Source organism: Ruegeria sp. HKCCD7303 (assembly GCF_013111185.1).
Lineage (GTDB): Bacteria > Pseudomonadota > Alphaproteobacteria > Rhodobacterales > Rhodobacteraceae > Ruegeria.
In genome coordinates, this window is record NZ_WVRE01000002.1 from 571,876 (window position 1) to 598,215 (window position 26,340).

The following is a 26,340-nucleotide window of genomic DNA, read 5'->3' on the forward strand; positions in this document are numbered from 1 at the left end:
AATTCAGCTTTGATACTCTGGAAAAACTCATCAAAGCAAAATATTTTGTCGGGAAGTGTGTACCGAGCAGTGAAATTATCGGAGGCAGTCTTGTCCCATTCCCGTATGACCCGTCGTTCCGCCCTGTTGGGCGCAGCATCATTGGTGGCAACCCCTGCCCTTGTTCGGGCACAAAGCACAGATGCTTTCCCAGAAACAGAAGACGCCATCAGCACGCAATTGCCAGTGCGCCGCAACGTGTCCTCGTTCTCGCAACAGAACTGGCAGGATCACTTTGATGAGCTTGGTGTTGGCTGCCTGCTGGCCGATATCACAAGCCGCGCCGTGCATTATTGGAGCCCGGACGGAACGTATAAGCTTTACCCAAGTTCGGTTCCGATGAGTGAGGAACTCACCAAACGCGGTTACACAAAAGTCGTACGCAAAACCGAATTCCCAAGCTGGACGCCGACTGCTTCCATGCGCGAGCGGGATCCGTCATTGCCGGTTCGGATGGAAGGTGGCGACCCCGGAAACCCATTGGGCACCCGCGCCATGTATCTGGGCTGGCCAGCCTACCTTGTTCACGGAACCCATGACACGCGCAAAATTGGCCGTCAGAGCTCGTCCGGCTGTATCGGACTCTACAATCAACACGTGGAAGAATTGTATCCGCTTGTTCAGATTGGGACTCAGGTGCGTCTGGTCTGATTTGCTGATCGTAAAACGCAAAAGCCCCGGACAATCGCCGGGGCTTTGGTATCTTCTGGGTGCAGATTATTCCGGCAGGATCACTGCATCGACCACATGAATGACGCCATTGCTGGCTTCGATGTCAGCCTGTACCACTTTGGCATCGTTTACTTTTACGCCATTTTTCGCATTTACGCTCAAGCGTTCGCCCTGAACGGTCAAAACCTTGGCGCGTTTGCCAGCGATGTCACCAGACATGACTTTGGCCGGAACCACATGATAAGTCAGGATCGACACAAGCTGATCCTTGTTCTCGGGCAGCAGAAGTGACTCAACGGTGCCTTCGGGCAGAGCAGCAAATGCTTCATCCGTCGGGGCAAAGACGGTGAACGGGCCATCGCCTTTCAGGGTATCTACCAGACCCGCAGCCTGAACGGCAGCGACCAGGGTGTTAAACGAACCTGCAGCAACGGCAGTGTCGACGATGTCTGCGGCTTGCGCCTTCAGCGGCATGGCAAATGCAAGTGCGGCGGCTGCGCCCATGAATGTGCGACGGAACATAGCTGTCTTCTCCTCTCCAGCGTGTTATGGAAAGGGTTACGGACCTTTTGCCGCACTGGATCACTCTGAGATCAATTTTCTTTGCGCTGAACCCAAATGCTCTGCGCGCGCCCTTCTGTCAGAAAAGGCAACGCAGCGACCGCATCAGGGCGGTCTTGTTGCAGGTAATAACCCGGCCAAAGCATTGAATACGAACCAGATTGTAACAATGCGTGCAGCATGTACTGCTCGCCCCAGCCCGGACAATCATAGAAGAAACGCTTGGGATATTCGTAGGGCAGAAAAACATCGTGTACATGAATGACCACACCGGGTTTCAGCGCTGGAATGATGCGGCAGAACAGATGGGCGACGTCATTGCTCATCCGCACAACGTGGCTTGAATCGATGAACAGAACATCTCCGGCTTCAAGCTCGGCAAAAAGCGATGGGTCAACTTCTTCAAGACGTTTTTGTTCGAAGTGGTCCACGACATGGGCAATGTCGGCACGAGGGTATGGGTCAATGGCAGTGATCGTGGTGTCCAACCCGCCGTCAATAATCGCTTGCCGGGTCACGCGGGTTGAGTTCCCGCACCCCACCTCGATCACGCGTTTGGGCTGAAAGCGGCGGATCATCAGATACAGGGCATCCGCATCCGGGCTGTCGTAATAACCGTTACCCGTGCGATAGCCGGTCTGAGTACGCGCAGGGTCTTTTAACGCCTGTAAATCCGCCTTGTGACGGTTATATTCCGCCACCAATTGCGAGATGTCGAACCCTTCCATGCCTGGTGACAAGGCATAGGCCGGACGCGTCAACCCCCCGGCGGCCTCAAACGATTCAAGCCTCGCACGTTCATCTTGATCCGTGACTGTATCAACCAGTTTCACTCCCAACTCATCCAAGGCTGCGTTGATCTTTGGGAATTTTCTGGGTTTCACGGCGTTGGCTCCACGTTCTGTGCTGATCCGTTCCTTACAATTGCCGCCCGTACCAGTGCAAGGACAAGCCGGGCAAACCCTTGGCAAAAGGCAAATTTCCGTATTCACTGAAACTTACGACAGCCAAAGGGGGCTCCATGCAGCAAGAATTCACACTGGGCATTGAAGAAGAGTATCTTCTGGTGGATCGCGACAGCCTGCAATTGTCAGAGGCCCCCGGAGCGCTGATGGAGGCCTGCCAGAATGATTTCGAAGGTCAGGTCAGCCCCGAGTTCCTGCAATGTCAGATTGAAGTCGGCACGCGCCCGCACACAACCATAGCCTCGGCGCGGGAAGACCTCAAACGCCTGCGATCCTGCGTGTCGAAACGAGCTGCCGAATACAATCTGTCCCCGATCGCTGTATCCTGTCATCCCTTCGCCAATTGGAAAGATCAACATCACACCCGCAAGGAACGATATGACGCCTTGCAACACGCGTTAGGTGGCGTAGCACGTCGGATGCTGATCTGCGGGATGCATGTACACGTGGGGGTCGAAGACCCCGCCCTGCGCGCCGATCTGATGCCGCAGCTGTCTTACTTTTTGCCCCATCTTTTGGCCTTGTCCACATCCTCACCCTTTTGGAACGGCGAAGATACCGGCCTATCCTCATATCGCTTGACCGTGTTCGACAACCTTCCCCGAACCGGCCTGCCCCCAGTTTTTGGCAGTTGGGCTGAGTATGAACGCACCACAGGTATACTCGTCGAACTGGGCGTGATCGAGGACACGACCAAGATATGGTGGGACCTGCGCCCGTCGCATCGTTTCCCTACGCTTGAAACCCGGATCATGGACGTGCAACCCCGGCTGGAGCACACGTTGTCCCTGGCGGCACTCGTCCAGGCACTGACCCGAATGTTGTGTCGACTGAAAGACCGCAACCTGCGTTGGCGGCAATATGATCGCTTCCTGATCGGAGAAAACCGTTGGCGTGCGCAGCGTTATGGCGTGGGCGAAGGATTGATTGACTTCGGCGACCGCTCGGTCAAGCCGATGTCCGAACTGATCGGCGACCTTATGGGGTTGTTGGCGGAAGACACCGAAGCGCTTGGAACGATGACCGAACTTGCGCGGTTACGGCAGATCGCCGAAAACGGCACTTCGGCCACCCGTCAACGCCGTGTCCACGCCGAGGCCGTCGCGCGCGGGGACGATCCCGGGCAAGCAGTCGTGCGCCATCTGATCGAGGAATTCCACGCGGATCTCTAGACTGCTCCAGCGTTTTGCGCCCCATTGTTGAACCTGCAAAATTTCTGTAAGAATTCGGAAATAAACAACCGTTCAATTCATTGCCGACGGGAGGGAACGCCATGGATTTCGCACTCAGCGAGGAACAGACAGCCATTTTCGACATGGCATATTCGTTTGGGCAGGAAAATATCGCACCCTTTGCGCGGCAGTGGGAATCCGATGGCACCATTCCAAAAACCTTGTGGCCACAGATCGGCGAGCTTGGCTTTGGGGCTTTGTATGTATCCGAGGACAGCGGCGGTTCGAACCTGACCCGCCTGGATGCCACCTTGGTATTCGAGGCGTTGTCGATGGCCTGCCCTTCGGTCGCGGCATTCCTGTCAATCCACAACATGTGCGCCAAGATGTTGGACAATTTTGCGGATGAAGACCTCAAGGCACGCATCATGCCCGATGTTCTCAGCCTCAACACGGTGCTGAGCTATTGCCTCACCGAACCCGGTTCCGGCTCGGACGCAGCGTCCTTGAAGACACGCGCCGTACGCACGAACGAAGGCTATACGTTGAACGGCACCAAGGCATTCATCTCGGGCGGTGGGTACTCCGATGCCTATGTATGCATGGTGCGCACCGGTCAGGATGGCCCCAAGGGCATCTCAACCGTTTATGTCGAGGACGGAACTCCGGGTCTTAGCTTTGGAGCACTGGAAGAGAAAATGGGCTGGAAAAGTCAGCCCACCGCGCAGGTGCAGTTCGATGATTGCAAAATCCCGGCAGGCAATCTTGTCGGCAGCGAAGGCGACGGTTTCAAATATGCCATGATGGGCCTCGACGGCGGGCGACTGAACATCGCGGCCTGTTCCCTTGGTGCCGCGCAGACCGGTTTGGATATGACGTTGCAATACATGTCCGAACGCAAGGCGTTTGGCCAATCCATCGACCAGTTCCAGGCCCTTCAGTTCCGCCTGGCAGATATGGAGATTGAACTACAAGCCGCACGGACCTTTCTGCGTCAAGCCGCTTGGAAACTAGATAACGGCGCGCCCGACGCCACTAAGTTCTGCGCCATGGCCAAAAAATTCGTGACCGAAACCGGATCGAAGGTGGTGGATCAGTGCCTGCAGCTGCATGGTGGTTATGGCTATCTTGCCGACTACGGCATTGAAAAGCTTGTGCGCGATCTTCGGGTGCATCAGATATTGGAAGGCACAAATGAGATTATGCGTGTGATCGTATCGCGTCAGATGCTTGCCAACCGCTGAGGGCCCCATGTCAGACATTGAAATCCGCATCACAGGCCGTGCCGGACGCATCACCTTGACCCGCCAACATGCTTTGAACGCAATGAGCTACGAGATGTGCATGGCCATCGACGCGGCGATGCGCAACTGGCGCGAAGACGATGCCGTTGACCTGATCATTCTGGACGCCGAAGGTGAAAAAGCCTTTTGCGCAGGCGGAGACATCGCCGAGCTCTACGAAACCGGGACCAAGGGCGACTATGCCTATGGGCAGACATTCTGGCGTGACGAGTACCGTCTGAATGCGATGATCTTCGAATATCCCAAGCCGGTCATCAGCTTTCTTCAGGGCTTTACCATGGGCGGCGGTGTCGGCATCGGGTGCCATGGCAGCCATCGCGTTGTCGGGGAAAGCTCCAAAATCGCGATGCCAGAATGCTCGATTGGTTTGGTACCGGATGTCGGCGGTTCGCTCATGCTGGCCCTCGCCCCCGGTCGGTTGGGCGAGTTTTTGGGAACGACTGGGTTCCGAATGGGCCCTGCGGATGCAATTCTGGCAGGGTTCGCGGACCATTACATCCCTCAATCGCACTGGTCCGATCTGATTGAGATGCTTGAAGCCTCTGGCGACGCAGAACTGATTTCACAACATGCCGAAACACCACCCGCCGGAGAACTGGCCGAGTTGCAGGCCGACATTGATCAGCATTTCTCGGGCGAAACACTAGGCGACATCGTGACAAGCCTGCGCAACAGCGACCACGAGTTTTCACAGAAAACCCTAGCGACTCTGGGAAAAAGCGCCCCCCTTTCCACGGCCTGTACGGTTGAAATGCTGCACCGTCTGCGCAGCCTCACTTTGTCCATACGGCGCGCCCTGGAGTTGGAATACCGTTTCACCCACCGGTCGATGGAACACGGTGACTTTCTGGAAGGTATCCGCGCGCAAATCATCGATAAAGACCGCAGCCCGAACTGGCAGTTTGCCGATATGAACGTCCCTTTGACGGCCGTTTCGAAAATACTGCAACCGCTGGGCGCGGATACCCTGACATTTGAGGAGGACTAAAAGATGCAGATCGGTTTCATTGGGCTGGGAAATATGGGCGCGCCTATGGCGGCCAACCTGGCAAAAGCCGGGCATCAGGTTCTGGGGTTTGATACGGCTGGCGTCACCGTGGAAGGTGTCACCCACGTCGAAACGGCGTCTGACGCGGTCGCGGGTGCTGATGCGGTCATCACCATGCTGCCAAACGGCGCTATTCTAAGGGCCGTTGCGGATCAGGTCATTCCCGCCATGTCGAAAGAGGCTGTGTTAATCGACTGCTCGACGGTTGACGTGGACAGCGCGCGTGCGGTTGCGGATCAGGCTATGGGAGCCGGACTTTTGTCCGTGGATGCGCCGGTTTCCGGCGGTATCGGCGGTGCAGCGGCAGGTACGTTAACGTTCATGGCCGGCGGATCGGAAGCCGCATTCGCCAAAGCTGCACCGCTGTTCGAGATCATGGGACAAAAAGCGGTTCACTGTGGCGAAGCCGGGGCCGGACAAGCCGCCAAGATCTGCAACAATATGATCCTTGGCGTCACCATGATTGCCACCTGCGAGGCTTTTGCACTGGCAGACAAACTGGGATTGGACCGGCAAAAGATGTTCGATGTCGTCAGTACATCGTCAGGCTATAGCTGGACGATGAATGCCTATTGCCCTGCCCCCGGCGTTGGCCCGCAAAGCCCTGCTGACAATGACTACACGCCCGGATTCGCCGCCGAGCTCATGCTAAAGGACCTGCGTCTCAGCCAGCAAGCAGCAGACAGCGCTGATGCGGATACACCGATGGGTCAGGTCGCGACTTCGCTATATGAACAATTTGTTGAAAATGAAGACGGATTGGGCCGCGACTTCAGCGCGATGCTGCCACGCTTTGAAAAACGAGGGCGCGAATAGGCAATTCGGCGGCCTCTTGCCCAGCCATTTGACAGACAATCGGCAAGGGGCCATCTATCCAGTCATGTTCCGAGGCGTCTTCAGCCTGTTCGCAAGGGAAAGTGACATGACAAGATACCTGGTGACTACAGCGATGCTTGTGGCGATGACGCTTGTACCTGTTACAGCCGTGGCAAAAAACAAAAACGGGCATTGCCCACCGGGTTTAGCCAAGAAGTCCATTCCTTGCGTGCCTCCCGGGCAAGCAAAAAAGATCTATCGGAACGGCGATTTCATCCGCAACGACTATCGATGGGTAGACAATCCGTACCGTTATGGGCTGAACCGAAACTATTCCTACATTCGCGCGGGTGACTACGTGTACCGGGTCGACCCAGACACACGCAAAGTCTTGAACCTGATCGGTGCGGTTGCCGATATTCTGAACTGATCTGAAGGCGCTAAGCCTATTCAGCAGCAACGCGCGCGTTGTCTAACATCGATTTCAGATAGCGACCGGTATGACTGCGCTCGACTGTGGCGACATCTTCGGGTGTGCCCGTAGCCACTATCTCACCTCCGCCATCGCCGCCTTCGGGACCAATGTCGATGATGTGATCTGCAGTTTTCACCACGTCCAGATTGTGCTCGATCACAACAACCGTGTTCCCCTGATCGACCAACTCATGCAGCACTTCCAATAGCTTGCGTACGTCTTCAAAATGCAAACCCGTGGTCGGTTCATCTAGGATATAGAGCGTTCGCCCGGTTGACCGTTTCGACAATTCCTTGGACAGCTTCACGCGTTGCGCCTCGCCACCGGATAGCGTGGTGGCCTGCTGACCGACCTTGATATAGCCCAGCCCAACGCGGGCCAAAGCGTCCATCTTATCGCGGATCGACGGCACAGCCTTGAAGAACTCCTGCGCGTCTTCCACCGTCAAATCAAGCACATCAGCGATGGACTTGCCCTTGAACTTGATCTCAAGGGTCTCGCGGTTGTAGCGCGCGCCTTTGCACGTCTCGCAGGTAACGTAGACATCAGGCAGAAAGTGCATTTCGATCTTGATGACACCGTCACCCTGACAGGCTTCGCACCGGCCTCCCTTAACGTTGAAACTGAAACGACCAGGTTTGTACCCACGCGCTTTCGCCTCGGGCAAACCCGCAAACCAGTCTCTGATCGGCGTGAAGGCCCCGGTGTAAGTGGCTGGATTCGAACGCGGAGTTCGCCCGATCGGGCGTTGGTCGATATCGATAACCTTGTCCAGGTGCTCAAGCCCCTTGATCGTCTCACACGGCGCTGGAGTCTGTCGCGCACCATTTAGGCGCATCGATGCGGTTTTGAACAACGTCTCAATCGTCAGCGTGGACTTGCCGCCGCCAGACACCCCTGTCACACAGACAAATTTGCCCAAGGGAAATTCAGCCGTGACGTTCTTGAGGTTGTTACCAGTGGCTTTCACCACAGTCACTTTCTGCTTCTTGCCCGCGCGCCGTTCAGCCGGAACCGCGATTTCCCGGGTCCCGGCCAAATATTGCCCGGTGATAGAGGCAGCATCACCCGTAATGTCCGCCGGCGTACCGTGACTGACGACCTGCCCCCCGTGCACACCCGCTCCGGGGCCAATGTCGAACACATAATCGGCCTCTCGGATGGCCTCCTCGTCATGTTCTACAACAATTACCGTGTTGCCCTGATCCCGCAGGTTCTTGAGCGTTCCCAGCAACCGGTCATTGTCACGCTGATGCAAGCCGATAGAAGGCTCGTCCAACACGTAAAGAACTCCTGTCAGACCCGAGCCAATTTGGCTAGCCAAACGAATACGCTGGCTTTCCCCGCCCGACAGTGTCCCACTTGAACGCGAAAGCGTAAGGTATTCCAAACCAACATTATTCAGAAACCCAAGTCGTTCGCGAATCTCCTTCAAAATGGCGCGCGCGATTTCATTCTTCTGGGCGCTCAGATGGTTCGGCGCGTCCTCAATCCAGGCCAGAGCTTCCCGGATCGACATCTGCACCACTTGCCCGACATGCAGGCCCGCGATCTTGACCGCCAGCGCCTCGGGCCGCAGGCGATACCCCTCACATGTGCCGCATGGACGGTTGTTCTGGTACCGTTCAAATTCCTCGCGAATCCAAGCGCTGTCAGTTTCACGATAGCGGCGCTCCATATTCGGGATCACGCCTTCGAAACTGCGCGTCACCTGATAAACGCGTCCGCCTTCGTCATAGCGGAACTGGATCTCTTCATCGCCAGAGCCGCGCAGGAACACCTGCTGCACCTTCTGGGGCAGGTCTTTCCATGGTGTGTTCTTGTCGAACTCGTAATGCCGTGCAATGGCTTCGATGGTCTGAAGGAAATACGGAGACTTACCCTTGCGCCACGGCGCCAAGGCCCCGTCATAGAGTTTCAGCGACTGATCGGGCACCACAAGCCGCTCGTCAAAGAACAACTCGACCCCCAAGCCATCACAATCGGGGCAAGCCCCAAATGGCGCGTTGAAGGAAAACAGGCGCGGTTCGATCTCGGGGATGGTAAACCCGCTGACCGGGCAGGCAAAGTTCTCGCTAAAGGTGATCCGCTCTGGGTCACCCTCACGCGGGGCAGTTTCCAGAATCGCAATACCGTCAGCCAGATCCAAGGCTGTGCGCAGGCTGTCGGCCAAGCGGGTCTCCATACCCTCTCGGACAACCAGTCGATCCACCACGACATCGATGTCGTGGCGGAATTTCTTGTCCAGCGTCGGCGGTTCATCCAGTTCGTAGAACTCACCATCGACCTTGACGCGCTGAAAGCCTTGCTTGCGCAACTCCAGGAATTCTTTTTTGTACTCACCCTTGCGATCTCGCACGATGGGGGCCAGCAGGTAACCTCGCGTGCCCTCCTCCATCGTCATGATCCGGTCGACCATGTCTTGTACCTGCTGCGCCTCGATCGGCTGTCCGGTCGCCGGGCTATAGGGGGTTCCAGCGCGTGCGAACAGCAGGCGCATATAGTCATAGATTTCCGTAACCGTCCCAACAGTTGAACGCGGGTTCTTGGACGTTGTCTTCTGTTCAATGGAGATTGCCGGACTCAGACCGCTGATATGATCGACATCGGGCTTTTCCATCATGTCGAGGAACTGCCGCGCATAGGCAGACAGGCTTTCAACATAGCGACGCTGCCCTTCGGCATAGATGGTATCAAAAGCCAGCGAGGACTTGCCCGAACCAGACAAGCCGGTGATCACCACCAGCTGATCCCGAGGGATATCAACATCGATGCCTTTGAGGTTATGCTCGCGCGCGCCGCGCACCTCGATATTCTTCAGCTCAGCCATTTCCGGCCCCCAAGAAACAAGTGGTTTAGAGATAGGCGAGCTTGCCTGAGTCTCCAACAGAAAAGTTAGAACATTTAGTGAACATACGAGTTTTAGCCGAGCAAATCAAACCGCAGCTGCTTAATCGGGATCTTCGCTGCGAAGCTTTTAAGCCGATCGGTTGAGAGTAAGAGGAAAATGGCGCGGTTGACGGGGCTCGAACCCGCGACCCCCGGCGTGACAGGCCGGTACTCTAACCAACTGAGCTACAACCGCGCATCTATTTTCGTGGCCCTTGTCCTGGGCCAAGGTAAGCAGCGATGGCGCGGTTGACGGGGCTCGAACCCGCGACCCCCGGCGTGACAGGCCGGTACTCTAACCAACTGAGCTACAACCGCCCGCTGCACGTTCATTGCTGAACGTTGGGGTGTATTATGGCTACGCTCGGGCAGCGTCAAGCGGCGTTTTGAAGTTTTTTGTCAGAATCCAGATTTTTGTTTACCCGCAGATTTTCGCGCGCAGACCCACGTCAAATTCGCTTGCAGCCGAACCACAGGACAGATAACAACGCGTCCCATGGGTGATTAGCTCAGTGGTAGAGCGCTTCGTTCACATCGAAGATGTCAGGAGTTCAAATCTCTTATCACCCACCATTCCTTTTCGCAGATTACGCTTGAAATTGAGGGGCTTGCCAGCGCGCGACCTCGGCGACTATCGTGCTTCATCGGCCGAACCGTGTGCCGATTGCAAAGTCAGGGGTCGTTATGGCAGAGCTAAAGCGAGACATCGGCCTGATCGGACTAACCTTTATTTCGGTTGGAGGAATCATCGGTTCGGGCTGGTTGTTCGGCCCCCTTCTGGCGGTTCAGCATGCCGGACCTGCGGCTATCCTCTCGTGGGTGATCGGCGCGGCTGCGATGTTCATTTTGGCAATCACTTTCGCAGAAATCTCAGCCATGCTGCCTATTCCGGGTGGGATTGCCAGGGTTCCGCAGTTTTCACACGGCAATATCGTTTCAATGGCCATGGGATGGACGGCTTGGATTGGCTACAACACCACTGCCCCCATCGAAGTGGAGGCGATGCTGAAATACCTCGCGCCATACGCGCCCTGGCTGCATGCCGCCGATACAGGCGACCTGACAGGCGCGGGTATATTTGCGGCCCTTGTATTCATGCTGCTTTTCGTTGCCGTCAACGCGCTTGGGGTCAAGTTTTTCACACATGTGAATGCCGCTTTGACGTGGGCCAAGATCGCTATTCCGGTCGTTCTGTCTGTTCTACTAATTTCCAACCGTTTCAACGCTGACAATTTTACACATCCGGATGGGTTTGCACCTTATGGCTTGCAGGGAATCATGGCTGCAGTTTCGACCGGCGGTGTCATTTTCTCGTTCATAGGATTTCGTCATGTGGTCGATATGGCGGGAGAAGTGCGAAATCCGAAATTTGCAATCCCCACCTCCCTCGTCCTGTCGATCATCATGTGCGCCGCAATCTATCTTGGCCTCCAAGTGGCTTTTATCGGCGCGCTGGATCCATCTTTGCTGGCTAATGGCTGGTCGCAACTGAGCTTTGGGGGCGAAGGCCCATTGGACGCTGTAATCATGTCGGTCGGGTTGGTCTGGTTCATCAGCTTGCTGAATGTCGGATCAGTCGTTGGCCCCTTTGGCAACGGATTGGTCGCAACCGGGTCGAATGCCCGTATTGCCCTTGCCCTGTCCCAAAACGGTTTTCTACCAAAACGTTTGCAAAACTTGTCTTCGTTTGGGGTTCCGGTATGGGCTTTGGCGTTGAATTTTCTGATCGGGACTCTGTTCCTTTTGACCGTTCCCTTTACTACCGTCATCGCCCTGAACGGTGCCGCTATTGTTTTGTCATTCGCAGTTGGCCCAATCGCCGTCGTTTGCCTACGGGATCTGCTGCCAGACCAACCCCGTTCAATCCGCATCCCAGCGGTGCGTCTGGTCGCGTTGACTGCCTTCGCCATTGCAACCCTGATTGTCTATTGGAGCGGTTGGGACACTGTCTGGCGCCTTGGGATCGCGCTTATCGTTGGAAAAATTCTGCTGCTTATCCGGTTCCGAGGGCGCCTTGATGAAATGGACCTGACCGAAGCCGTTTGGTTGATGCCTTATTTTGCCGGACTCGGGTTAATCTCATTTCTGGGTCAATTCGGCACCGGGTCTTTGAAGCAGATCCCGTTTGGGTGGGATATTCTGCTTTGTGTCGTGTTTTCCGCGATCATCTTCGCCCTCGCGATACGTTCAGCGCTGTCTGACGAGAAATTCATGAAATACATAGCGGAAGAAGAGATACTTGATCCAAAGCTGCCCGTTGTCGGGCTGTAAAAAAGGCAGAGCGTTGCTCTGCCTTTTTCCGTTTTCTATTTATGCAATTTAATGCGCTGTGGCTGAAGCATCCGCAGATTTGGCCGAAGCGGCGGCCGCAGCGGCTGCTTCCTCTGCCGCTTCGTCCCACTCGATCGACTCAGGCTTACGCACCAGCGCCTGCTTCAGAACTTCCGAGACGTGCTTTACAGGGATGATCTCCAACCCTTCCTTCACATTGTCAGGGATGTCCGCCAGATCCTTTTCATTCTCTTCCGGGATCAGAACGGTCTTGATGCCACCACGAAGAGCCGCCAGCAGTTTTTCTTTCAGCCCGCCAATCGGCATTGCATTACCGCGCAGCGAAACTTCGCCGGTCATGGCAATATCCTTGCGCACCGGAATGCCGGTCAGCACAGACACGATCGATGTCACCATCGCCAGGCCAGCGCTAGGGCCGTCTTTGGGCGTCGCCCCATCCGGCACATGAACGTGAATGTCCAATGTGTCGAACTTTGGCGGTTTCACCCCGATCTGAGGTGAAATCGACCGCACATATGACGAAGCCGCATCGATGGATTCCTTCATCACATCGCCCAGCTTACCTGTGGTCTTCATCCGCCCCTTACCAGGCAGTTTCAGCGCCTCGATATGCAGCAGATCGCCACCCACGGACGTCCAAGCCAGGCCGGTCACGACACCGATCTGATCGTCCTGCTCAGCCAGACCATAACGGAACTTTGGCACACCCAGGAAATCATCCAGATTGTCTGGTGTTACGGTGACCGACTCCGCCTCTTTCTTGATGATCTTGGTCAACGACTTCCGCGCCACCTTGGCGATTTCACGTTCAAGGTTACGAACACCCGCTTCGCGGGTATAAGTGCGAATGATCTTCTGCAGCGCCTCATCGGTCAGCTCAAATTCCTTGGCCTTCAGACCATGGTTCTTGACCTGCTTTTCGATCAGGTGCTGTTTCGCGATCTCGCTCTTTTCCTCTTCGGTGTAACCGGCCAGCGGAATGATCTCCATCCGGTCCAGCAGAGGCCCTGGCATATTGTAACTGTTTGAAGTCGTCAGGAACATCACGTTGGACAGGTCATATTCGACCTCCAAATAGTGGTCCATGAAAGTGTTGTTCTGTTCCGGATCCAGCACCTCAAGCATTGCCGAGGCCGGATCACCACGGAAATCCTGACCCATCTTGTCGATTTCATCCAACAAGATCAGCGGGTTCGTGGTTTTCGCTTTTTTCAGCGCCTGGATGATCTTACCCGGCATCGAACCGATATAGGTCCGACGGTGGCCCCTGATCTCGGATTCGTCGCGCACACCGCCCAACGAGATGCGAATGAACTCGCGCCCCGTGGCTTTTGCAACCGATTTACCCAAGCTGGTCTTACCCACGCCCGGAGGGCCAACAAGGCACAAGATCGGGCCCTTCAGCTTTTTCGAACGCTGCTGAACTGCTAGATACTCGACGATGCGCTCCTTGACCTTCTCAAGCCCATAGTGATCGGCATCCAGAATGTCCTGCGCGCGCCCAAGATCCTTTTTGACGCGGGATTTGGTGCCCCACGGCAAAGACAGAATCCAATCCAGATAGTTGCGCACAACGGTCGCCTCGGCCGACATGGGCGACATGTTCTTGAGCTTTTTCAGCTCTCCTTCGGCCTTTTCACGCGCTTCTTTGGATAGTTTGGTCTCGGCGATTTTCTCTTCCAGCTCAGCGACTTCGTTCGATCCGTCTTCGCCATCGCCAAGTTCCTTCTGAATGGCTTTCATCTGCTCATTCAGATAATATTCGCGCTGTGTCTTCTCCATCTGGGATTTGACGCGGGTCTTGATCTTTTTCTCGACCTGCAGAACCGACATTTCGCCCTGCATCAGACCATAGACTTTCTCAAGCCGTTCGCTGACGCTGAGGGTCTCCAGCAGCTCTTGCTTTTGTTCGACCTCGATGCCCAAGTGGCCCGACACAAGGTCGGCCAGCTTTGCAGGCTCGGTGGTTTCCCCCACTGCCGCCAGCGCTTCTTCGGGGATGTTCTTGCGCACTTTGGCGTAGCGTTCAAACTCATCCGCAACGGTACGCAACAGGGCTTCGGTTGTCGTAACGTCGCCGGGGATTTCGGTCAGATATTCTGCCCGAGCCTCGAAAAACTCTTCGTTTTCAAGAAACTCAGTGATCTGCACACGCGCCTGCCCTTCGACCAGAACCTTCACGGTGCCGTCGGGCAGCTTCAGCAGTTGCAGCACATTGGCCAAAACGCCTGCGCGATAAATCCCTTCTTCATCGGGATCATCAACGCCGGGGTCGATCTGGCTGGACAACAGAATTTGCTTGTCATCCTGCATCACCTCTTCCAAAGCGCGGACCGATTTATCGCGGCCCACAAAGAGCGGCACAATCATATGCGGGAACACCACAATGTCGCGCAGCGGCAGGACGGGGTATGAGGAATTCAGAGGCTCTTGCATGCTCTATCCTTATCGTTGGCAAGACGGCACGTGTCCCTCATCGAGGCAACATTTGGCCATCTCCTGTCTTGGACGATAAAGGTGGGGCCTCATCGCCCTTTTTCAACCTTACCGCCGTGTATCGTGTTTCAGCATGAACCGAGGTTTTCGGGACTGCAAGACGTCCAAGGAACATATCCACCGAAATTAGCACGACAAGCATAGGCGACGTTCACTTCAAAGGTCAGAACACCCGCTGTACTGCGCGAGACAGGAAAAACCCGTGACCGTCTTGGTTGCGACATTCCAGACCTTTTGTCGAAGAACTGCAGGTGAATCCTCCGAACTGACCAGTGACCCCATATTCCGCACGGTCATATCCGTCTTTGTTACGATTCAGCGGCTGGCACAACATCTCTACCTGGCCAGTGTCGAACATCAGAAAATCATGCCCCCAGTCGGATTGACAATTCGCGGGGCGTGGCATCGCAGGTGGGCCGGATTTTTCTATGATCGTACATTGTATATCCGAGGACGAAGCACTTTCCCCGACCGAGCACTGAATGTTTTCGGACGGAGTTTCGAAGGTCCAGACATCTGAAATGGCAGGTGTCGCGCAGAAAATTGCTGCGCCGAGAATAAGGCGAAACATCATAAACTCTCCGGGTCACAGACTAAAATGGCATTGCTTGAAGTGGCACTAGACTACCGGAAAGCCACGCAATTGTCACCCGAAGGGGAAGGTTACAAGGGTTCGATATCACCTTGCGCACGCTGCGCATGAAACTCGGCCTGCCAGGCGACAAACGTGCCCGCAGCAATCGCATCTCGCATCCCCTGCATGATCTCTTGGAAGTAATGCAGGTTGTGCCAGGTCAGCAACATGCCCGAGATCATCTCATTGGCGCGGAAAACATGGTGCAGGTACGCGCGCGAATAGTTGGAACAAGCGGGACATGTGCAGTTTTCATCCAGCGGACGCGGGTCATCCGCATGGCGGGCATTCTTGATATTGACCACACCGCGACGTGTGAACACTTGCCCCGTGCGGCCCGAACGCGACGGCAACACACAGTCCATCATGTCGATCCCACGCGCGACGGCGCCGACGATATCGTCTGGCTTACCAACACCCATCAGGTAACGCGGTTTGTCTTCAGGCAGAAAATCGGGGGCGTAATCGAGGCAGCCAAACATGGCCTCCTGCCCCTCACCCACAGCCAGGCCGCCCACCGCGTAGCCTTCGAAACCAATAGATTTCAACGCTTCTGCGCTTTCTTCGCGCAGGTCCTGTTCCAAACCGCCCTGCATAATGCCGAACAGGGCGTGACCCGGACGATCCCCAAACGCGTCACGCGACCGTTCTGCCCATCGCATCGACAACCGCATGGACTCGGCGATGCGATCCCGGTCGGCAGGCAGCGCGGGGCATTCGTCAAAGCACATCACAATGTCCGAGCCCAGCAAGCGCTGAATCTCCATTGACCGCTCGGGCGTCAGTTCGTGTTTTGATCCGTCGATATGAGATTTGAAGGTCACGCCCTTTTCGGTCAGCTTGCGCAGCCCTGCCAAAGACATGACCTGAAACCCGCCCGAGTCGGTCAGAATGGGGCGGTCCCAGTTCATGAACTTGTGCAACCCGCCCAAACGATCAATCCGTTCCGCTGTTGGACGCAGCATCAGGTGATAGGTGTTGCCCAGCAGAATATCCGCCCCGGTGGCGCGCACACTTTCGGGCATCATCGCTTTGACCGTCGCGGCTGTGCCCACAGGCATGAAGGCTGGCGTCCGCACCTCTCCTCGCGGCGTGCTGATCACACCCGTGCGTGCCTTGCCGTCTGTTGCCTTAAGCTCAAATGAGAATTTCTGCGTCATGTCATCGCCTCGGATCGCCGAACCGGGCAGGCTTTGCCCGATCCGTTCCGTCTTTGCAACCCGTCAGGGCAACGAGACCACGCGGTCCGTGAACAGACGTACAACCCCTGCCCCGTCCACATCGCGGCACACCCGGATCGCGGGTCGTTCAGGATCTGGTTGTGTCGCCCCCATTTGATCGCCTTCGGTGACAACCCGCAGCCCGGTTTCAACCATATCGAACAGGGCTTGATGGGAACACGCAATCACGGCTGTTGAATCGTGCAGGCCGCAGCCTTCCAGCCCCCCGATCTCTTTGTAAAACTTCAGATAGAACCGAGAGATGTCGCGCAGAAACGCCCCCATATCGGGTGACTTTTGTGCCAATGCTTCGAAGTCCGCCGTTTCGTAAAGCGTCTTCAAGGTCACGTCCAATCCGACCAGAACAGTGTTGGCCGGGACGGAAAAGACCTCTTCAGCGGCAAGAGCGTCGTGATAGATATTGGCTTCTGCGTATTGGGTAATGTTACCAGGGCAGTAGACCGCGCCTCCCATGATCACCAATTCGCGCAGATTGCCTGCAAATTCCGGGTCCAGACGCATTGCCTTTGCAATGTTAGTCAAGGGACCCACGGCGCAGAGCACAAGTTCGCCCTTATGGGCTCGGGCCATTTCAACCAGAAACTCGGCTGCTGGCAACGCGTGGTTCTGTCCAATCTCCGGGATTTCGGTCAGATCACCAAAACCTTCGGGGCCATGAACATGCTCCGACGGTGCGTGCGTGTCCGCCCCCAGCGGCACCGCAGCCCCTTCGGCCACAGGCAAGTCCAACCCAAGCTTGTGAAGCAAAAACCGCGCGTTGCGACTGGATTGGTGCACATACGTGTTGCCAAAAACCGTTGTCAGACCGATCAGGTCAATTTCTGGCGCGGCGGCAGCATACGCGATGGCCATTGCATCGTCGACGCCGGGATCTGTGTCGATAATCAGTTTCATCCCCGCCCGATACCGCAAACGCCGTGGGATGCAAACCGGTCACAGCCACAATATTCCGGGCCGCGCCCACGCGTTCAGGCATTTGCATAACGCTCCAACCCACTCATACCAGAGTTGAAATCGGGCGACTCAATCCCCAAATGTATACCATAGTACACAATAATAAGAGGACAGAATGACCGAAGATCAGATTATCGGATTGCTTTCGTCAAACATCATTTACCTGCTGGCAGCTGTGCTGGTGGTTGTCGTTATTCTCAAAGGCATCAAGATTGTACCGCAGTCCGAAAAATACGTGGTTGAGCGGTTTGGCCGACTGCATTCGGTGCTTGGCCCCGGAATCAATTTCATCGTTCCTTTTCTGGATGTTGCACGCCACAAAATCTCGATCTTGGAACGCCAACTGCCGAATGCGACGCAGGACGCAATTACCAAGGACAACGTGCTGGTGCAGATCGACACCTCGGTCTTCTATCGCATTCTTGAACCGGAAAAGACGGTTTACCGCATCCGCGACGTAGACGGCGCGATTGCGACCACTGTCGCCGGGATCGTGCGCGCCGAAATCGGCAAGATGGATCTGGACGAGGTTCAGTCGAACCGCGCGCAATTGATCACGCGCATCCAGGAAAGCGTTGAAACCGCAGTCGATGACTGGGGCATCGAAGTGACTCGCGCCGAGATTCTCGATGTTAATCTGGATCAAGCGACCCGCGATGCCATGCTGCAACAGCTGAACGCGGAACGTGCCCGCCGCGCGCAAGTGACCGAGGCCGAGGGTCAGAAACGCGCCGTTGAACTGCACGCTGATGCTGAACTTTATGCCGCTGAACAAACCGCCAAAGCCCGCCGCATTCAGGCTGAAGCTGAAGCCTATGCTACGGGCGTCGTGGCCAAGGCCATTCAGGACAACGGTATCGAGGCCGCCCAGTATCAGGTTGCTTTGAAGCAGGTTGAAGCCCTAAATGCGCTGGGCAACGGGTCTGGCAAACAGACCATTGTTGTGCCAGCGAACGCCCTTGAAGCCTTTGGCGATGCGTTCAAAATGCTCAAAGGAGGAAAGTGATGGCAGACCCCTTCTGGCTGACATGGTGGATTTGGCTGGCGGCCGCACTGGCGCTCGGTATCCTCGAGATTGTTCTGCCGGGATTCATCTTTCTTGGTTTCGCAATTGGCGCAGCAATCACGGGTCTTCTCTTGATCATTCCGGGTCTGACAATGTCGCCTCACGTCCTTGCGTTGATCTTTGCGGTGCTGTCGCTTGTCGCGTGGCTTGTCTTGCGCAAGCTCTTTGCGCTGCCGCATGGTCAAGTCAAAACCTTCAAACATGATATCAATGATTGAATCGCGGTGGCGCTTGTCTGAGCGCCACGCCCCCACTGGACGCTGATACGGCTATTCCCTATATAATCACTCAGGCAACTGACCCGAGGCAAAGATGACTCACCCGAGCGAACAGTTTGAAGGCACACCGCTGATTGCGCCGTCAACAATTGAACACCCGTTGTACGACGCCGTGGTTGAGGCGTGCCGCACGGTCTATGATCCTGAAATCCCGGTCAACATCTATGACCTCGGCTTGATCTACACGATTGATATTACTGCGGATAACGCAGTTAAGGTGATCATGACCCTGACTGCGCCCGGATGCCCAGTGGCCGGTGATATGCCCGGATGGATCGTGGAAGCGATTGAACCCGTAGCCGGCGTCAAAGAAGTTGACGTTGAACTGACCTGGGAGCCGCCCTGGGGTATGGAGATGATGTCGGACGAAGCTCGTCTGGAACTGGGCTTTATGTAAACTAAATACCCGCGACTAACATGTCTGCGAACACAGTTACTCCAGATCGCAGGTTGCTTTGATCTCTGCGGCACGGGCATCCAGTTCATTGATGTAATCACCAGACAACATTTGCAGGTGTTTGTGTTCGGTTCCTGTAACCAGACCCAGCAGAGCACCGGCGGGCGTGATCGAAGCGATGCTTTCAAGCTGCTTGGTCTCGGCATGTTCCTTTTCGGCCTGAATAGCGCGCAGATCACCTGCCGCTGTCGCACAGTTTACCGGGTGCCTCTCGGCATCTGTGATAGCCAACGCACCGGTTGCAGTTAAACTGGTAAGCAGAAAAGTAAGAGTAGATCCTTGAAAAACCAGCTTAACAAAACGGATCAAGTCATTCATATTTATGATCTTTCTGCTGCAATATGAATTCCGGAACACGGGACGTTGCACCCATTCCAGCAAAGCTAAACCCGCTTTCCTGTTTAATGCAAGGTTTCAAGGAGGAAGCCAATACCAAGTTGGTTTAGCCAAAAGGCACTCTTTAACACTCGTGACCTTGAGCCCGAGGCGTTTGAGCCCTAAATTGGGAATGACGCGTGACAACGGAGATTTACATGTTCGGCATCCCCGGCAAACAGGCTGTGACCATGACGCCCAAAGCCGCAGAGCAGATTACACGCCTGATGAATTCGGGCGGGCATGCTGGTTTGCGCATTGGCGTCAAGAAAGGCGGCTGTGCAGGCATGGAATACACCATGGAATATGTAGACCAGGCAGATCCGCATGATGAGGTGGTCGAGCAAGACGGAGCGCGCGTGATGATCGCACCGATGGCGCAGATGTTCCTTTTTGGAACCGAGATCGACTACGAAGTGTCCCTGTTGGAAGCAGGCTTCAAGTTCAAGAACCCGAACGTTGTTGATTCCTGCGGCTGCGGTGAATCAATAAAGTTCGACGCAAACCTCGCGTCGCAGTCCTAACTGGTTTGCAGGTGAACATAGGTTTCGTTGAACCGTTTGGTCAGATGATCACCGGCCGAGATCACTTGGCCTGACCCAGGTGGCGCGACATTGGTGTCAAAAGACGGGTTGAAGAACATTGGGACCGAGATTCGCTCGTGCGATCCGCCAACAACCCTGTGTTCGGTCGCCTTCACCTGCCCTGCTGTCCAAAATTCCAGCATCTCACCAAAGTTGATGATAAACACGCCCGGTTCGGCCTGAACCTTTTCCCATGCCCCATCAGGCATCCGCACTTCCAGCCCGGCAGCGCCGTCTGTGGCCAGCAAAGTCAGGCAGCCATAGTCTGTATGCGCGCCAATACCAAAATCCTGCTCTCCGGCCCAGGCGGGCCGTTTTGGATAGTAGTTGCCGCGCAGCAGAGCCATTGGCGTATCAAATGCCTGATCGAAACTGTCCGCTTCCCGTCCCAGCGTCACTGCAATCGCACGCAGCACACGCATCGCTACACCACAGGCATCGACGTAATAGGCCTGTACAATTTCACGGAAAGCAACGGGTTGCTCGGGCCATTGATTTGGGGCGTACACGCTTAGGTTCTTTGCACGGTAGGGGTTGTCCAGCGGCAGTTCGTATCCGCAATCGAACACTTCCTTGAAGTCTGGGTTAACTGTTGGGTCGACCTGTTCGGACTGTGACGCACCCCAACCTCGGTTGGATCCCGTTGCAGCCATGTCCACCAAACGCTTCTGGTGTTCCGGTAAACGGAAGAAACACTGGTAGGCAGCGATTACGTCGTTGATGCGGTCAGCCGTCAGGCCCGTGTTGCAAACGGTCAAAAACCCGACCTGACCAACGGCTTGGCGCAGGCGGGAAAGCTCATAAGCGTCTCGGGCGTCCAGCTTTTTCAAGTCGAGGTTGTCGATCATGGCGCTCTCCCAGAATTTGCGACATTCCTGCCAATCACCCGTGGAGCTTGTAACCGGAATTGTATGGCGAGGACAACGATGTTATCCGGTGATTTAAACAACCGAATACGCAGGGAGAAACCGATATGCGGCGCAAGCTGGCGGCTGGAAATTGGAAGATGAACGGAACCGGCTCGGCGCTGAGCGAGCTTGCATCGCTGTCGCAAAGCTATTCTGAAGCCTCGGTCGATATTCTGATCTGCCCCCCTGCGACATTGCTTCACCGCGCCGCTGATGCAGTGGCAGAATCGGCGGTTACGGTTGGTGGACAGGACTGTCACTCAGGCCATTCTGGCGCTCATACCGGCGACATCAGCGCGGATATGTTGCTGGATGCCGGTGCGACTTCGGTCATTCTGGGCCATTCCGAACGGCGCGTGGATCACGGAGAGCATGACGAGGATGTACGCGCCAAAGCCCGCGCCGCAATGGATGCGGGCCTGAAGGCAGTCATCTGCGTCGGCGAAAGTCTGGAACAGCGTGAGGCGGCCAACACGCTCGACATTATCGGCGGGCAGATGTCCGGCTCGATCCCGGATCAGTCCACCGGCGAAAACCTGATCGTCGCATACGAGCCGATCTGGGCGATCGGCACTGGAAAGGTCCCCACTCTGGAAGAGATCGGCGAGGTTCACGACTTCATGCGCGCCCGGCTGGAACGTCGTTTTGGCGAAGGCGTGGGCCGGTCAGTACGACTTCTTTACGGCGGGTCCGTCAAACCCAGCAATGCGGCCGACATCTTTGCTGTCTCGAATGTGGATGGCGCTTTGGTCGGTGGGGCCAGTCTGAAGGCTGCGGATTTCTCGGGCATTATTCAGGCGCTGGAAAGCATCTGACCTCGGTCGTTATTCGGCAATATCCTCGGCCCAAAGCTCTGGTTTTTCTTCGATAAATCGTTGCATCAGCGCGATGCAGTCGGGGTCGTCGGCTATCACCACTTCGACCCCGCGCTCGCGCAGGAAGTCTTCGTTGCCTCCAAAGTTCTTCGTGTCACCGATCACGACGCGCGGGATTCCGAATTGAACGATGGTGCCCGAACACATCATGCAGGGCGACAGCGACGTATACAGCACCGTGTCGCGATAGGTTTTCTGCCGTCCGGCCTTGCGCAAGGCGTCCATCTCGCCATGGGCAATCGGATCACCGCCCTGAACTCTTTGATTGCGTCCGCGCGCCACAACCTCGCCCCCACGGGCCAGGACCGAGCCGATGGGACAGCCGCCCTCATCATACCCGGCTTTCGCCTCGTCAAAGGCGATGCGCAGCAGGCGGCTGTCGGTCTCGGTCAACATGGGGAAAATCCTTGGTTGGGGCGTGTACCGGCAGCCTGCCCAATGACGCCCCGACCGTCAACGGATCAGGCCAGCTTCATGGTGACAATTCCGGCAATGATCAGCAGCGCTGCCAGAACCCGAAGCGGCGTCACCGCCTCGCCCAGCAAGGTAACCCCCACCACAAAAGCCCCCACCGCGCCGATACCAACCCAGATCGTATAGGCGGTGCTCAGCGGCAGTTCACGCATCGCCAGCGCCAACAAACCGAAAGACCCGATCATGGACACTCCCATGATCGCGGTCGGCAAAAGCCGCGTGAACCCGGCGGATTGCTTCATTGCACCCGCCCAGACAACTTCAAGAATTCCAGCAATAAGCAGCATGATCCATGCCATGAGATGACCTCTTGTCAAAGCGGGTCGTCCCGCATGATCTACCCGTGTTGGGGAGGTCGTCCTCTGCCTTTCAAATAAGCGCCCGTGCGGCGGTTTCAAGGCATGAAAAGGCCGGGCAGTCGCAACCGCCCGGCGATACGGGTCAGGCCCGCTAGTTGGTGATGATTTCCGGTCCCATGAAGGTGTTGGGCAGGAAGGTCGATATCCACGGTATGTACGTCACCATGATCAGGAAGACGAACAGGACTGCCAGGAAAGGAAGCGCCGCCTTCACAACACCCATCATCGGCATCCCGGCCACGCCAGAAGTCACGAACAGGTTCAGCCCGACCGGAGGCGTGATCATCCCGATCTCCATGTTCACCACCATGATGATGCCCAGATGGATCGGGTCGATGCCCAGTTCGATGGCAATCGGGAACACCAACGGGGCCACGATGACCAGCAGACCCGAGGGTTCCATGAACTGACCGCCGATCAGCAGGATCACGTTCACCACGATCAGGAAAGTGACCGGCCCCAGACCCGCCGACAGCATGGCACTTGCAATATGCTGGGGCACTTGCTCATCTGTCAGCACGTGCTTCAGGATCAGCGCGTTGGCAATGACGAACAGCAGCGTGACCGTCAGCTTACCCGCCTCAAACAGCGTGTGCTTCGTGTCCGGGTGGAAGAACGCCGTCACCAGCGCATATGGCTTCTTCAGCAATGACAGGTTGGATTGACATTCTTCTGTGCTGAGCGGCCCCATGTCTTTGTAGACAAAGCTGGCGATAAAGAACGCGTAGACAGCGGCAACAGCAGCGGCTTCTGTCGGGGTAAATATACCCCCGTAGATGCCGCCAAGAATGATGACGATCAGGAACAGGCCCCAACCGGCTTCGCGGGCCGAGGTAAAGACCTCTCCCCACCCATTCCAATCGCCTTTGGGCAGGTTCTTGACCTTGGCCATAACGTAAATTGTGATCATCAGCATAAGACCGGCCATCAGGCCCGGAATGACACCCGCCAGGAACATCCGCCCGACCGACACCTCAACGGCTGCCGCGTACACAACCATCACGATCGAGGGTGGGATCAGGATGCCAAGTGTCCCCGCGTTACAGATCACACCAGCCGCAAATTCCTTGGAATAGCCCACCTGCCGCATCCCGGCGATGACGATCGAACCGATGGCCACAACGGTTGCCGGGGACGACCCCGAAAGTGCGGCAAACAGCATACAGGCAAACACGCCCGCAATTGCCAAACCGCCGGGCAAATGCCCCACACAGGCAATCGAGAATCGGATGATCCGCCGCGCCACGCCGCCGGTTGTCATGAAAGACGAGGCCAGAATGAAGAACGGGATCGCCAGAAGGGTAAAGTGACCCTCGAACGCCTCGAACAAAGTACCTGCGACCGAGGCCAACGAGCTGTCTGAATAGATCAGCAGGAACAAGGTCGAGCTAAGGCCAAGCGCAACCGCAATCGGAACACCAATCAGCAGCAGTCCGATGACCATCGAGAATAAAAGTACAACGTCCATCAGTCATGCATCCCTTGCTGAGCGCGGACTTCTTCGATCTCGTCCTCGACTTCGTGGCTGGCGACAAGGCGGTCGGTTTCGCCCCGCCAAATTTGAACAGCGACCTGCGCGAACCGGATCACGAGCAACAGCATCGAAACCGGCAGAACCAGATACGGTACGACCTTGGGTAGTTTTTCGTAGTACTCGCCGTAGTTGATCAGGTCCTCAAGGAACCGCAAAGGAGCGACCATCGGGATGTCGTCAACCTCATAAAAGCTCTGACTGCGGGCGTCGAAATTGAAACCCGTAGGGAACCAGCGCCCAGATGTGGGCGGCAGATCGGCAAAGACGGCCCAATAGTCATAGGCGCCTTTCAGCAGAAGCAGCGAAAAAACCAGACAGCAGCCCACCGCAATCAGAGCTAAAATACGGCGCGGCGCTGGGGCCAGCATGTTCAGGATGGCGTCTACACCCAGATGCGCATGTTTTTTCACTGCATAAGACGCACCCAGAAGCACCAGCCAGCCGAAGGTGAAAACCGTCAGTTCCAGAGCCCATAGGATATTTGAGTTGAAAACAAACCGTGCAATCACGTTGGCAAATGTTACGACCGTCATAAGGCCCAACAGCAACGCAATCAGGGTTTCTTCGATATGGTCGACCAGCCCGCCTTGGCCGGAATTCGCACCAGACATCTTTCTGTCCCCGCATTTTTTGATGATGAGAGAGTGTATGAGGGCGGGCTATGTCAGCCCGCCCGGCCAGCGCGTCGATTACTCCCCAGTCCCCTGACGCGCGGCCTCGATCCGGTTTAGAAACCGGCGTTGATGGCCTGTGCGGCGTCGATCTTGTCCTGACCCACATCACCGGCGAATTTGTCCCAAACCGGCTTCATCGCATCGACCCAGGCCTGACGCTGTTCGGGGTTAAGCTCACGAATGATGCCCCCCGCGTCCGTGATCGAGGCTTTGGCCGCTTCGTTCACGGCAAAGGCTTCTTTGTTCCGAGTCTCGGTGACTTCGCCCAGAATGGTCAGGAATTGATCACGCACTTCGGGGTCCAGGCTGTCCAACCAGTCAACCGAGGTCACGACCAGATAGTCGATGATACCGTGGTTGGTCTCAGTGATGCCGTCCTGAACCTCAAAGAACTTCTTGCCATAGATGTTCGACCAGGTGTTTTCCTGCCCGTCCACAACGCCCTGCTGCAGCGCGCCGTAAACTTCCGAGAACGCCATTTTCTGCGGGCTGCCACCGATCGCTTCCATCTGCGCAACCAACACGTCCGAGGACTGCACGCGGAACTTCAGGCCGTTTGCGTCTGACGGATCTTCCAGCGGCTTGTTCGCAGACATCTGCTTCATGCCGTTGTGCCAGAATGCCAGACCCTGCAGGCCGCGGCGCTGCATGCTGTCCTTCATCGCCTGACCATCAGCCGAGGCCTGGAACGCATCCACCGCGTCAATGTTCTTGAACATGAATGGCAGGTCGAACAGGCGGAACTGCTTGGTGAATTTCTCGAACTTGGACAAGGACGGCGCAGCCAGTTGAACGTCGCCTTGCAGCATCGCCTCAAGCACCTTGTCGTCGTTATACAGGGTCGAGTTGGGATAGACCTCCATACACATCACGCCGTTCATCTCGTCGTTGACGCGCTGTTCCAGCAGCGAGGCCGCGATACCTTTGGGGTGTTTATCGGTGTTCGTCACATGCGCGAACTTCACAACAATCTCACCGTCGTCACAGGCCGCCATGCCCGCAGTTGCGGTGACCGTCAGCGCCAGAGCCGTTGCAGCTGTTGTCAAAATCTTCATCTGTTTTCCTCCCAGACTTCCAAGAAACAAGCGATCAGCGCCGGGTTGGCGCCGTATGGCGTGCAGTGAAGCGACTCGGCCGCAACCAAACAACTTTTCCCTCTGAACGCGCGGCTGAGCATTAAAATCAATCGTTTACAAAG

General features: G+C 56.1%; 26 protein-coding genes and 3 tRNA genes. 13 read left to right on the forward strand and 16 right to left on the reverse strand.

Annotated features, from left to right (window positions below; genetic code table 11):
• Positions 1-105: 105 nt before the first annotated feature.
• The gene (locus GS630_RS07440; RefSeq protein ID WP_171089788.1) at positions 106-690 is read left to right on the forward strand and encodes a L,D-transpeptidase; all 585 of its coding nucleotides are present in this window, start codon (positions 106-108) and stop codon (positions 688-690) included.
• Between the two features lie 66 nt (positions 691-756).
• On the opposite strand, the gene GS630_RS07445 is transcribed toward GS630_RS07440, so the two are convergent.
• Together GS630_RS07445 and GS630_RS07450 are read right to left on the reverse strand one after the other, a co-directional pair.
• Complete coding sequence (locus tag GS630_RS07445; protein WP_050603486.1) at positions 757-1,233, reverse strand: fasciclin domain-containing protein; 477 nt, start codon at positions 1,231-1,233, stop codon at positions 757-759.
• Between the two features lie 71 nt (positions 1,234-1,304).
• A complete protein-coding gene (locus tag GS630_RS07450) occupies positions 1,305-2,156 on the reverse strand; it encodes a class I SAM-dependent methyltransferase (RefSeq protein WP_171174272.1) in 852 nt (283 codons plus the stop codon).
• Positions 2,157-2,293: 137 nt separating this feature from the next.
• Between GS630_RS07450 and GS630_RS07455 the strand changes: the two genes are divergently transcribed.
• The 5 genes from GS630_RS07455 (at position 2,294) to GS630_RS07475 (ending at position 7,007) form a co-directional block, all read left to right on the forward strand.
• Entirely contained in the window at positions 2,294-3,409 is a 1,116-nt protein-coding gene (locus GS630_RS07455; protein ID WP_171174274.1) for a carboxylate-amine ligase, read from the forward strand.
• 101 nt (positions 3,410-3,510) lie between these two features.
• Positions 3,511-4,653, forward strand: coding sequence for an acyl-CoA dehydrogenase family protein (locus GS630_RS07460; protein WP_171619108.1), 1,143 nt, complete (start codon positions 3,511-3,513; stop codon positions 4,651-4,653).
• A gap of 7 nt (positions 4,654-4,660) precedes the next feature.
• Positions 4,661-5,701, forward strand: coding sequence for an enoyl-CoA hydratase/isomerase family protein (locus GS630_RS07465; RefSeq protein WP_171711936.1), 1,041 nt, complete (start codon positions 4,661-4,663; stop codon positions 5,699-5,701).
• A 3-nt stretch (positions 5,702-5,704) separates the two neighbouring features.
• On the forward strand, positions 5,705-6,577 hold the full coding sequence (gene mmsB / locus GS630_RS07470; protein WP_171619112.1) for a 3-hydroxyisobutyrate dehydrogenase: 873 nt from the start codon (positions 5,705-5,707) through the stop codon (positions 6,575-6,577).
• 106 nt (positions 6,578-6,683) lie between these two features.
• Positions 6,684-7,007: a hypothetical protein gene (locus GS630_RS07475; protein WP_245223152.1), complete on the forward strand. Its 324-nt coding sequence runs from the start codon at positions 6,684-6,686 to the stop codon at positions 7,005-7,007.
• 16 nt (positions 7,008-7,023) lie between these two features.
• Here the strand turns inward: GS630_RS07475 and uvrA are convergent, their stop codons facing one another.
• The 3 genes from uvrA to GS630_RS07490 form a co-directional block, all read right to left on the reverse strand.
• On the reverse strand, positions 7,024-9,882 hold the full coding sequence (gene uvrA / locus GS630_RS07480) for an excinuclease ABC subunit UvrA (protein ID WP_171711938.1): 2,859 nt from the start codon (positions 9,880-9,882) through the stop codon (positions 7,024-7,026).
• Between the two features lie 178 nt (positions 9,883-10,060).
• Positions 10,061-10,137, reverse strand: a tRNA-Asp gene (locus tag GS630_RS07485).
• A gap of 45 nt (positions 10,138-10,182) precedes the next feature.
• Positions 10,183-10,259: transfer RNA gene (locus tag GS630_RS07490), tRNA-Asp, on the reverse strand.
• Between the two features lie 180 nt (positions 10,260-10,439).
• On the opposite strand from GS630_RS07490, the gene GS630_RS07495 reads away from it, so the two are divergent.
• Both GS630_RS07495 and GS630_RS07500 read left to right on the forward strand, forming a co-directional pair.
• Positions 10,440-10,514: transfer RNA gene (locus GS630_RS07495), tRNA-Val, on the forward strand.
• A 111-nt stretch (positions 10,515-10,625) separates the two neighbouring features.
• Positions 10,626-12,212 carry an APC family permease gene (locus GS630_RS07500; protein WP_171619116.1) on the forward strand — a complete coding sequence of 529 codons (1,587 nt, stop codon included), beginning with the start codon at positions 10,626-10,628 and terminating at the stop codon, positions 12,210-12,212.
• Positions 12,213-12,260: 48 nt separating this feature from the next.
• Here the strand turns inward: GS630_RS07500 and lon are convergent, their stop codons facing one another.
• From lon to GS630_RS07520, 4 genes are all read right to left on the reverse strand, one after another.
• A complete protein-coding gene (gene lon / locus GS630_RS07505; protein WP_171174286.1) occupies positions 12,261-14,669 on the reverse strand; it encodes an endopeptidase La in 2,409 nt (802 codons plus the stop codon).
• Between the two features lie 223 nt (positions 14,670-14,892).
• Entirely contained in the window at positions 14,893-15,303 is a 411-nt protein-coding gene (locus tag GS630_RS07510; RefSeq protein WP_253286245.1) for a DUF6636 domain-containing protein, read from the reverse strand.
• A gap of 89 nt (positions 15,304-15,392) precedes the next feature.
• Complete coding sequence (gene tgt, locus GS630_RS07515; protein WP_171174293.1) at positions 15,393-16,523, reverse strand: tRNA guanosine(34) transglycosylase Tgt; 1,131 nt, start codon at positions 16,521-16,523, stop codon at positions 15,393-15,395.
• A 63-nt stretch (positions 16,524-16,586) separates the two neighbouring features.
• Positions 16,587-17,498 carry a nucleoside hydrolase gene (locus GS630_RS07520; RefSeq protein WP_171174295.1) on the reverse strand — a complete coding sequence of 304 codons (912 nt, stop codon included), beginning with the start codon at positions 17,496-17,498 and terminating at the stop codon, positions 16,587-16,589.
• A 175-nt stretch (positions 17,499-17,673) separates the two neighbouring features.
• On the opposite strand from GS630_RS07520, the gene GS630_RS07525 reads away from it, so the two are divergent.
• The 3 genes from GS630_RS07525 to GS630_RS07535 all read left to right on the forward strand — a co-directional run bounded on the left by GS630_RS07525 (position 17,674) and on the right by GS630_RS07535 (position 19,299).
• The gene (locus GS630_RS07525; RefSeq protein WP_171174297.1) at positions 17,674-18,564 is read left to right on the forward strand and encodes an SPFH domain-containing protein; all 891 of its coding nucleotides are present in this window, start codon (positions 17,674-17,676) and stop codon (positions 18,562-18,564) included.
• Positions 18,564-18,842, forward strand: a complete 279-nt coding sequence (locus GS630_RS07530; protein WP_171174300.1) for an NfeD family protein — start codon at positions 18,564-18,566, stop codon at positions 18,840-18,842. Before GS630_RS07525 ends, GS630_RS07530 begins: the two co-directional genes overlap by 1 nt.
• Before the next feature lie 94 nt (positions 18,843-18,936).
• Positions 18,937-19,299 carry an SUF system Fe-S cluster assembly protein gene (locus tag GS630_RS07535; protein ID WP_171174302.1) on the forward strand — a complete coding sequence of 121 codons (363 nt, stop codon included), beginning with the start codon at positions 18,937-18,939 and terminating at the stop codon, positions 19,297-19,299.
• A gap of 36 nt (positions 19,300-19,335) precedes the next feature.
• Here the strand turns inward: GS630_RS07535 and GS630_RS07540 are convergent, their stop codons facing one another.
• Positions 19,336-19,677: a hypothetical protein gene (locus tag GS630_RS07540; protein WP_245223150.1), complete on the reverse strand. Its 342-nt coding sequence runs from the start codon at positions 19,675-19,677 to the stop codon at positions 19,336-19,338.
• A 215-nt stretch (positions 19,678-19,892) separates the two neighbouring features.
• Between GS630_RS07540 and GS630_RS07545 the strand changes: the two genes are divergently transcribed.
• The gene (locus GS630_RS07545) at positions 19,893-20,258 is read left to right on the forward strand and encodes an iron-sulfur cluster assembly accessory protein (RefSeq protein WP_171176184.1); all 366 of its coding nucleotides are present in this window, start codon (positions 19,893-19,895) and stop codon (positions 20,256-20,258) included.
• Here the strand turns inward: GS630_RS07545 and GS630_RS07550 are convergent.
• Positions 20,255-21,166, reverse strand: a complete 912-nt coding sequence (locus GS630_RS07550; protein ID WP_171619118.1) for an isopenicillin N synthase family oxygenase — start codon at positions 21,164-21,166, stop codon at positions 20,255-20,257. The two genes, GS630_RS07545 and GS630_RS07550, sit on opposite strands and share 4 nt — an antisense overlap.
• A gap of 125 nt (positions 21,167-21,291) precedes the next feature.
• Between GS630_RS07550 and tpiA the strand changes: the two genes are divergently transcribed.
• Positions 21,292-22,041, forward strand: coding sequence for a triose-phosphate isomerase (tpiA, locus tag GS630_RS07555; protein WP_171174306.1), 750 nt, complete (start codon positions 21,292-21,294; stop codon positions 22,039-22,041).
• Positions 22,042-22,050: 9 nt separating this feature from the next.
• Here the strand turns inward: tpiA and GS630_RS07560 are convergent, their stop codons facing one another.
• From GS630_RS07560 to GS630_RS07580, 5 genes are all read right to left on the reverse strand, one after another.
• Positions 22,051-22,497 (reverse strand): nucleoside deaminase, encoded by a 447-nt coding sequence (locus GS630_RS07560; protein WP_171174308.1) that lies wholly within the window; start codon positions 22,495-22,497, stop codon positions 22,051-22,053.
• A gap of 65 nt (positions 22,498-22,562) precedes the next feature.
• Positions 22,563-22,874, reverse strand: a complete 312-nt coding sequence (locus tag GS630_RS07565; protein WP_171174310.1) for a multidrug efflux SMR transporter — start codon at positions 22,872-22,874, stop codon at positions 22,563-22,565.
• Between the two features lie 151 nt (positions 22,875-23,025).
• Entirely contained in the window at positions 23,026-24,402 is a 1,377-nt protein-coding gene (locus GS630_RS07570) for a TRAP transporter large permease (protein WP_171619120.1), read from the reverse strand.
• The gene (locus GS630_RS07575) at positions 24,402-25,079 is read right to left on the reverse strand and encodes a TRAP transporter small permease (RefSeq protein WP_171174314.1); all 678 of its coding nucleotides are present in this window, start codon (positions 25,077-25,079) and stop codon (positions 24,402-24,404) included. Before GS630_RS07575 ends, GS630_RS07570 begins: the two co-directional genes overlap by 1 nt.
• 116 nt (positions 25,080-25,195) lie before the next feature.
• Positions 25,196-26,197 carry a DctP family TRAP transporter solute-binding subunit gene (locus GS630_RS07580; RefSeq protein ID WP_171174316.1) on the reverse strand — a complete coding sequence of 334 codons (1,002 nt, stop codon included), beginning with the start codon at positions 26,195-26,197 and terminating at the stop codon, positions 25,196-25,198.
• Positions 26,198-26,340 lie beyond the last annotated feature (143 nt).

Bases quoted from the DNA above. Each gene is read 5' to 3' on its own strand.
- GS630_RS07440 (WP_171089788.1), top strand. From the start codon at position 106: ATGACCCGTCGTTCCGCCCTGTTGGGCGCAGCATCATTGGTGGCAACC.
- GS630_RS07445 (WP_050603486.1), bottom strand. From the start codon at position 1,233: ATGTTCCGTCGCACATTCATGGGCGCAGCCGCCGCACTTGCATTTGCC.
- GS630_RS07455 (WP_171174274.1), top strand. From the start codon at position 2,294: ATGCAGCAAGAATTCACACTGGGCATTGAAGAAGAGTATCTTCTGGTG.
- GS630_RS07460 (WP_171619108.1), top strand. From the start codon at position 3,511: ATGGATTTCGCACTCAGCGAGGAACAGACAGCCATTTTCGACATGGCA.
- GS630_RS07465 (WP_171711936.1), top strand. From the start codon at position 4,661: ATGTCAGACATTGAAATCCGCATCACAGGCCGTGCCGGACGCATCACC.
- mmsB (WP_171619112.1), top strand. From the start codon at position 5,705: ATGCAGATCGGTTTCATTGGGCTGGGAAATATGGGCGCGCCTATGGCG.
- GS630_RS07475 (WP_245223152.1), top strand. From the start codon at position 6,684: ATGACAAGATACCTGGTGACTACAGCGATGCTTGTGGCGATGACGCTT.
- uvrA (WP_171711938.1), bottom strand. From the start codon at position 9,882: ATGGCTGAGCTGAAGAATATCGAGGTGCGCGGCGCGCGCGAGCATAAC.
- GS630_RS07500 (WP_171619116.1), top strand. From the start codon at position 10,626: ATGGCAGAGCTAAAGCGAGACATCGGCCTGATCGGACTAACCTTTATT.
- lon (WP_171174286.1), bottom strand. From the start codon at position 14,669: ATGCAAGAGCCTCTGAATTCCTCATACCCCGTCCTGCCGCTGCGCGAC.
- GS630_RS07510 (WP_253286245.1), bottom strand. From the start codon at position 15,303: ATGATGTTTCGCCTTATTCTCGGCGCAGCAATTTTCTGCGCGACACCT.
- tgt (WP_171174293.1), bottom strand. From the start codon at position 16,523: ATGACGCAGAAATTCTCATTTGAGCTTAAGGCAACAGACGGCAAGGCA.
- GS630_RS07520 (WP_171174295.1), bottom strand. From the start codon at position 17,498: ATGAAACTGATTATCGACACAGATCCCGGCGTCGACGATGCAATGGCC.
- GS630_RS07525 (WP_171174297.1), top strand. From the start codon at position 17,674: ATGACCGAAGATCAGATTATCGGATTGCTTTCGTCAAACATCATTTAC.
- GS630_RS07530 (WP_171174300.1), top strand. From the start codon at position 18,564: ATGGCAGACCCCTTCTGGCTGACATGGTGGATTTGGCTGGCGGCCGCA.
- GS630_RS07535 (WP_171174302.1), top strand. From the start codon at position 18,937: ATGACTCACCCGAGCGAACAGTTTGAAGGCACACCGCTGATTGCGCCG.
- GS630_RS07540 (WP_245223150.1), bottom strand. From the start codon at position 19,677: ATGAATGACTTGATCCGTTTTGTTAAGCTGGTTTTTCAAGGATCTACT.
- GS630_RS07545 (WP_171176184.1), top strand. From the start codon at position 19,893: ATGTTCGGCATCCCCGGCAAACAGGCTGTGACCATGACGCCCAAAGCC.
- GS630_RS07550 (WP_171619118.1), bottom strand. From the start codon at position 21,166: ATGATCGACAACCTCGACTTGAAAAAGCTGGACGCCCGAGACGCTTAT.
- tpiA (WP_171174306.1), top strand. From the start codon at position 21,292: ATGCGGCGCAAGCTGGCGGCTGGAAATTGGAAGATGAACGGAACCGGC.
- GS630_RS07560 (WP_171174308.1), bottom strand. From the start codon at position 22,497: ATGTTGACCGAGACCGACAGCCGCCTGCTGCGCATCGCCTTTGACGAG.
- GS630_RS07565 (WP_171174310.1), bottom strand. From the start codon at position 22,874: ATGGCATGGATCATGCTGCTTATTGCTGGAATTCTTGAAGTTGTCTGG.
- GS630_RS07570 (WP_171619120.1), bottom strand. From the start codon at position 24,402: ATGGACGTTGTACTTTTATTCTCGATGGTCATCGGACTGCTGCTGATT.
- GS630_RS07575 (WP_171174314.1), bottom strand. From the start codon at position 25,079: ATGTCTGGTGCGAATTCCGGCCAAGGCGGGCTGGTCGACCATATCGAA.
- GS630_RS07580 (WP_171174316.1), bottom strand. From the start codon at position 26,197: ATGAAGATTTTGACAACAGCTGCAACGGCTCTGGCGCTGACGGTCACC.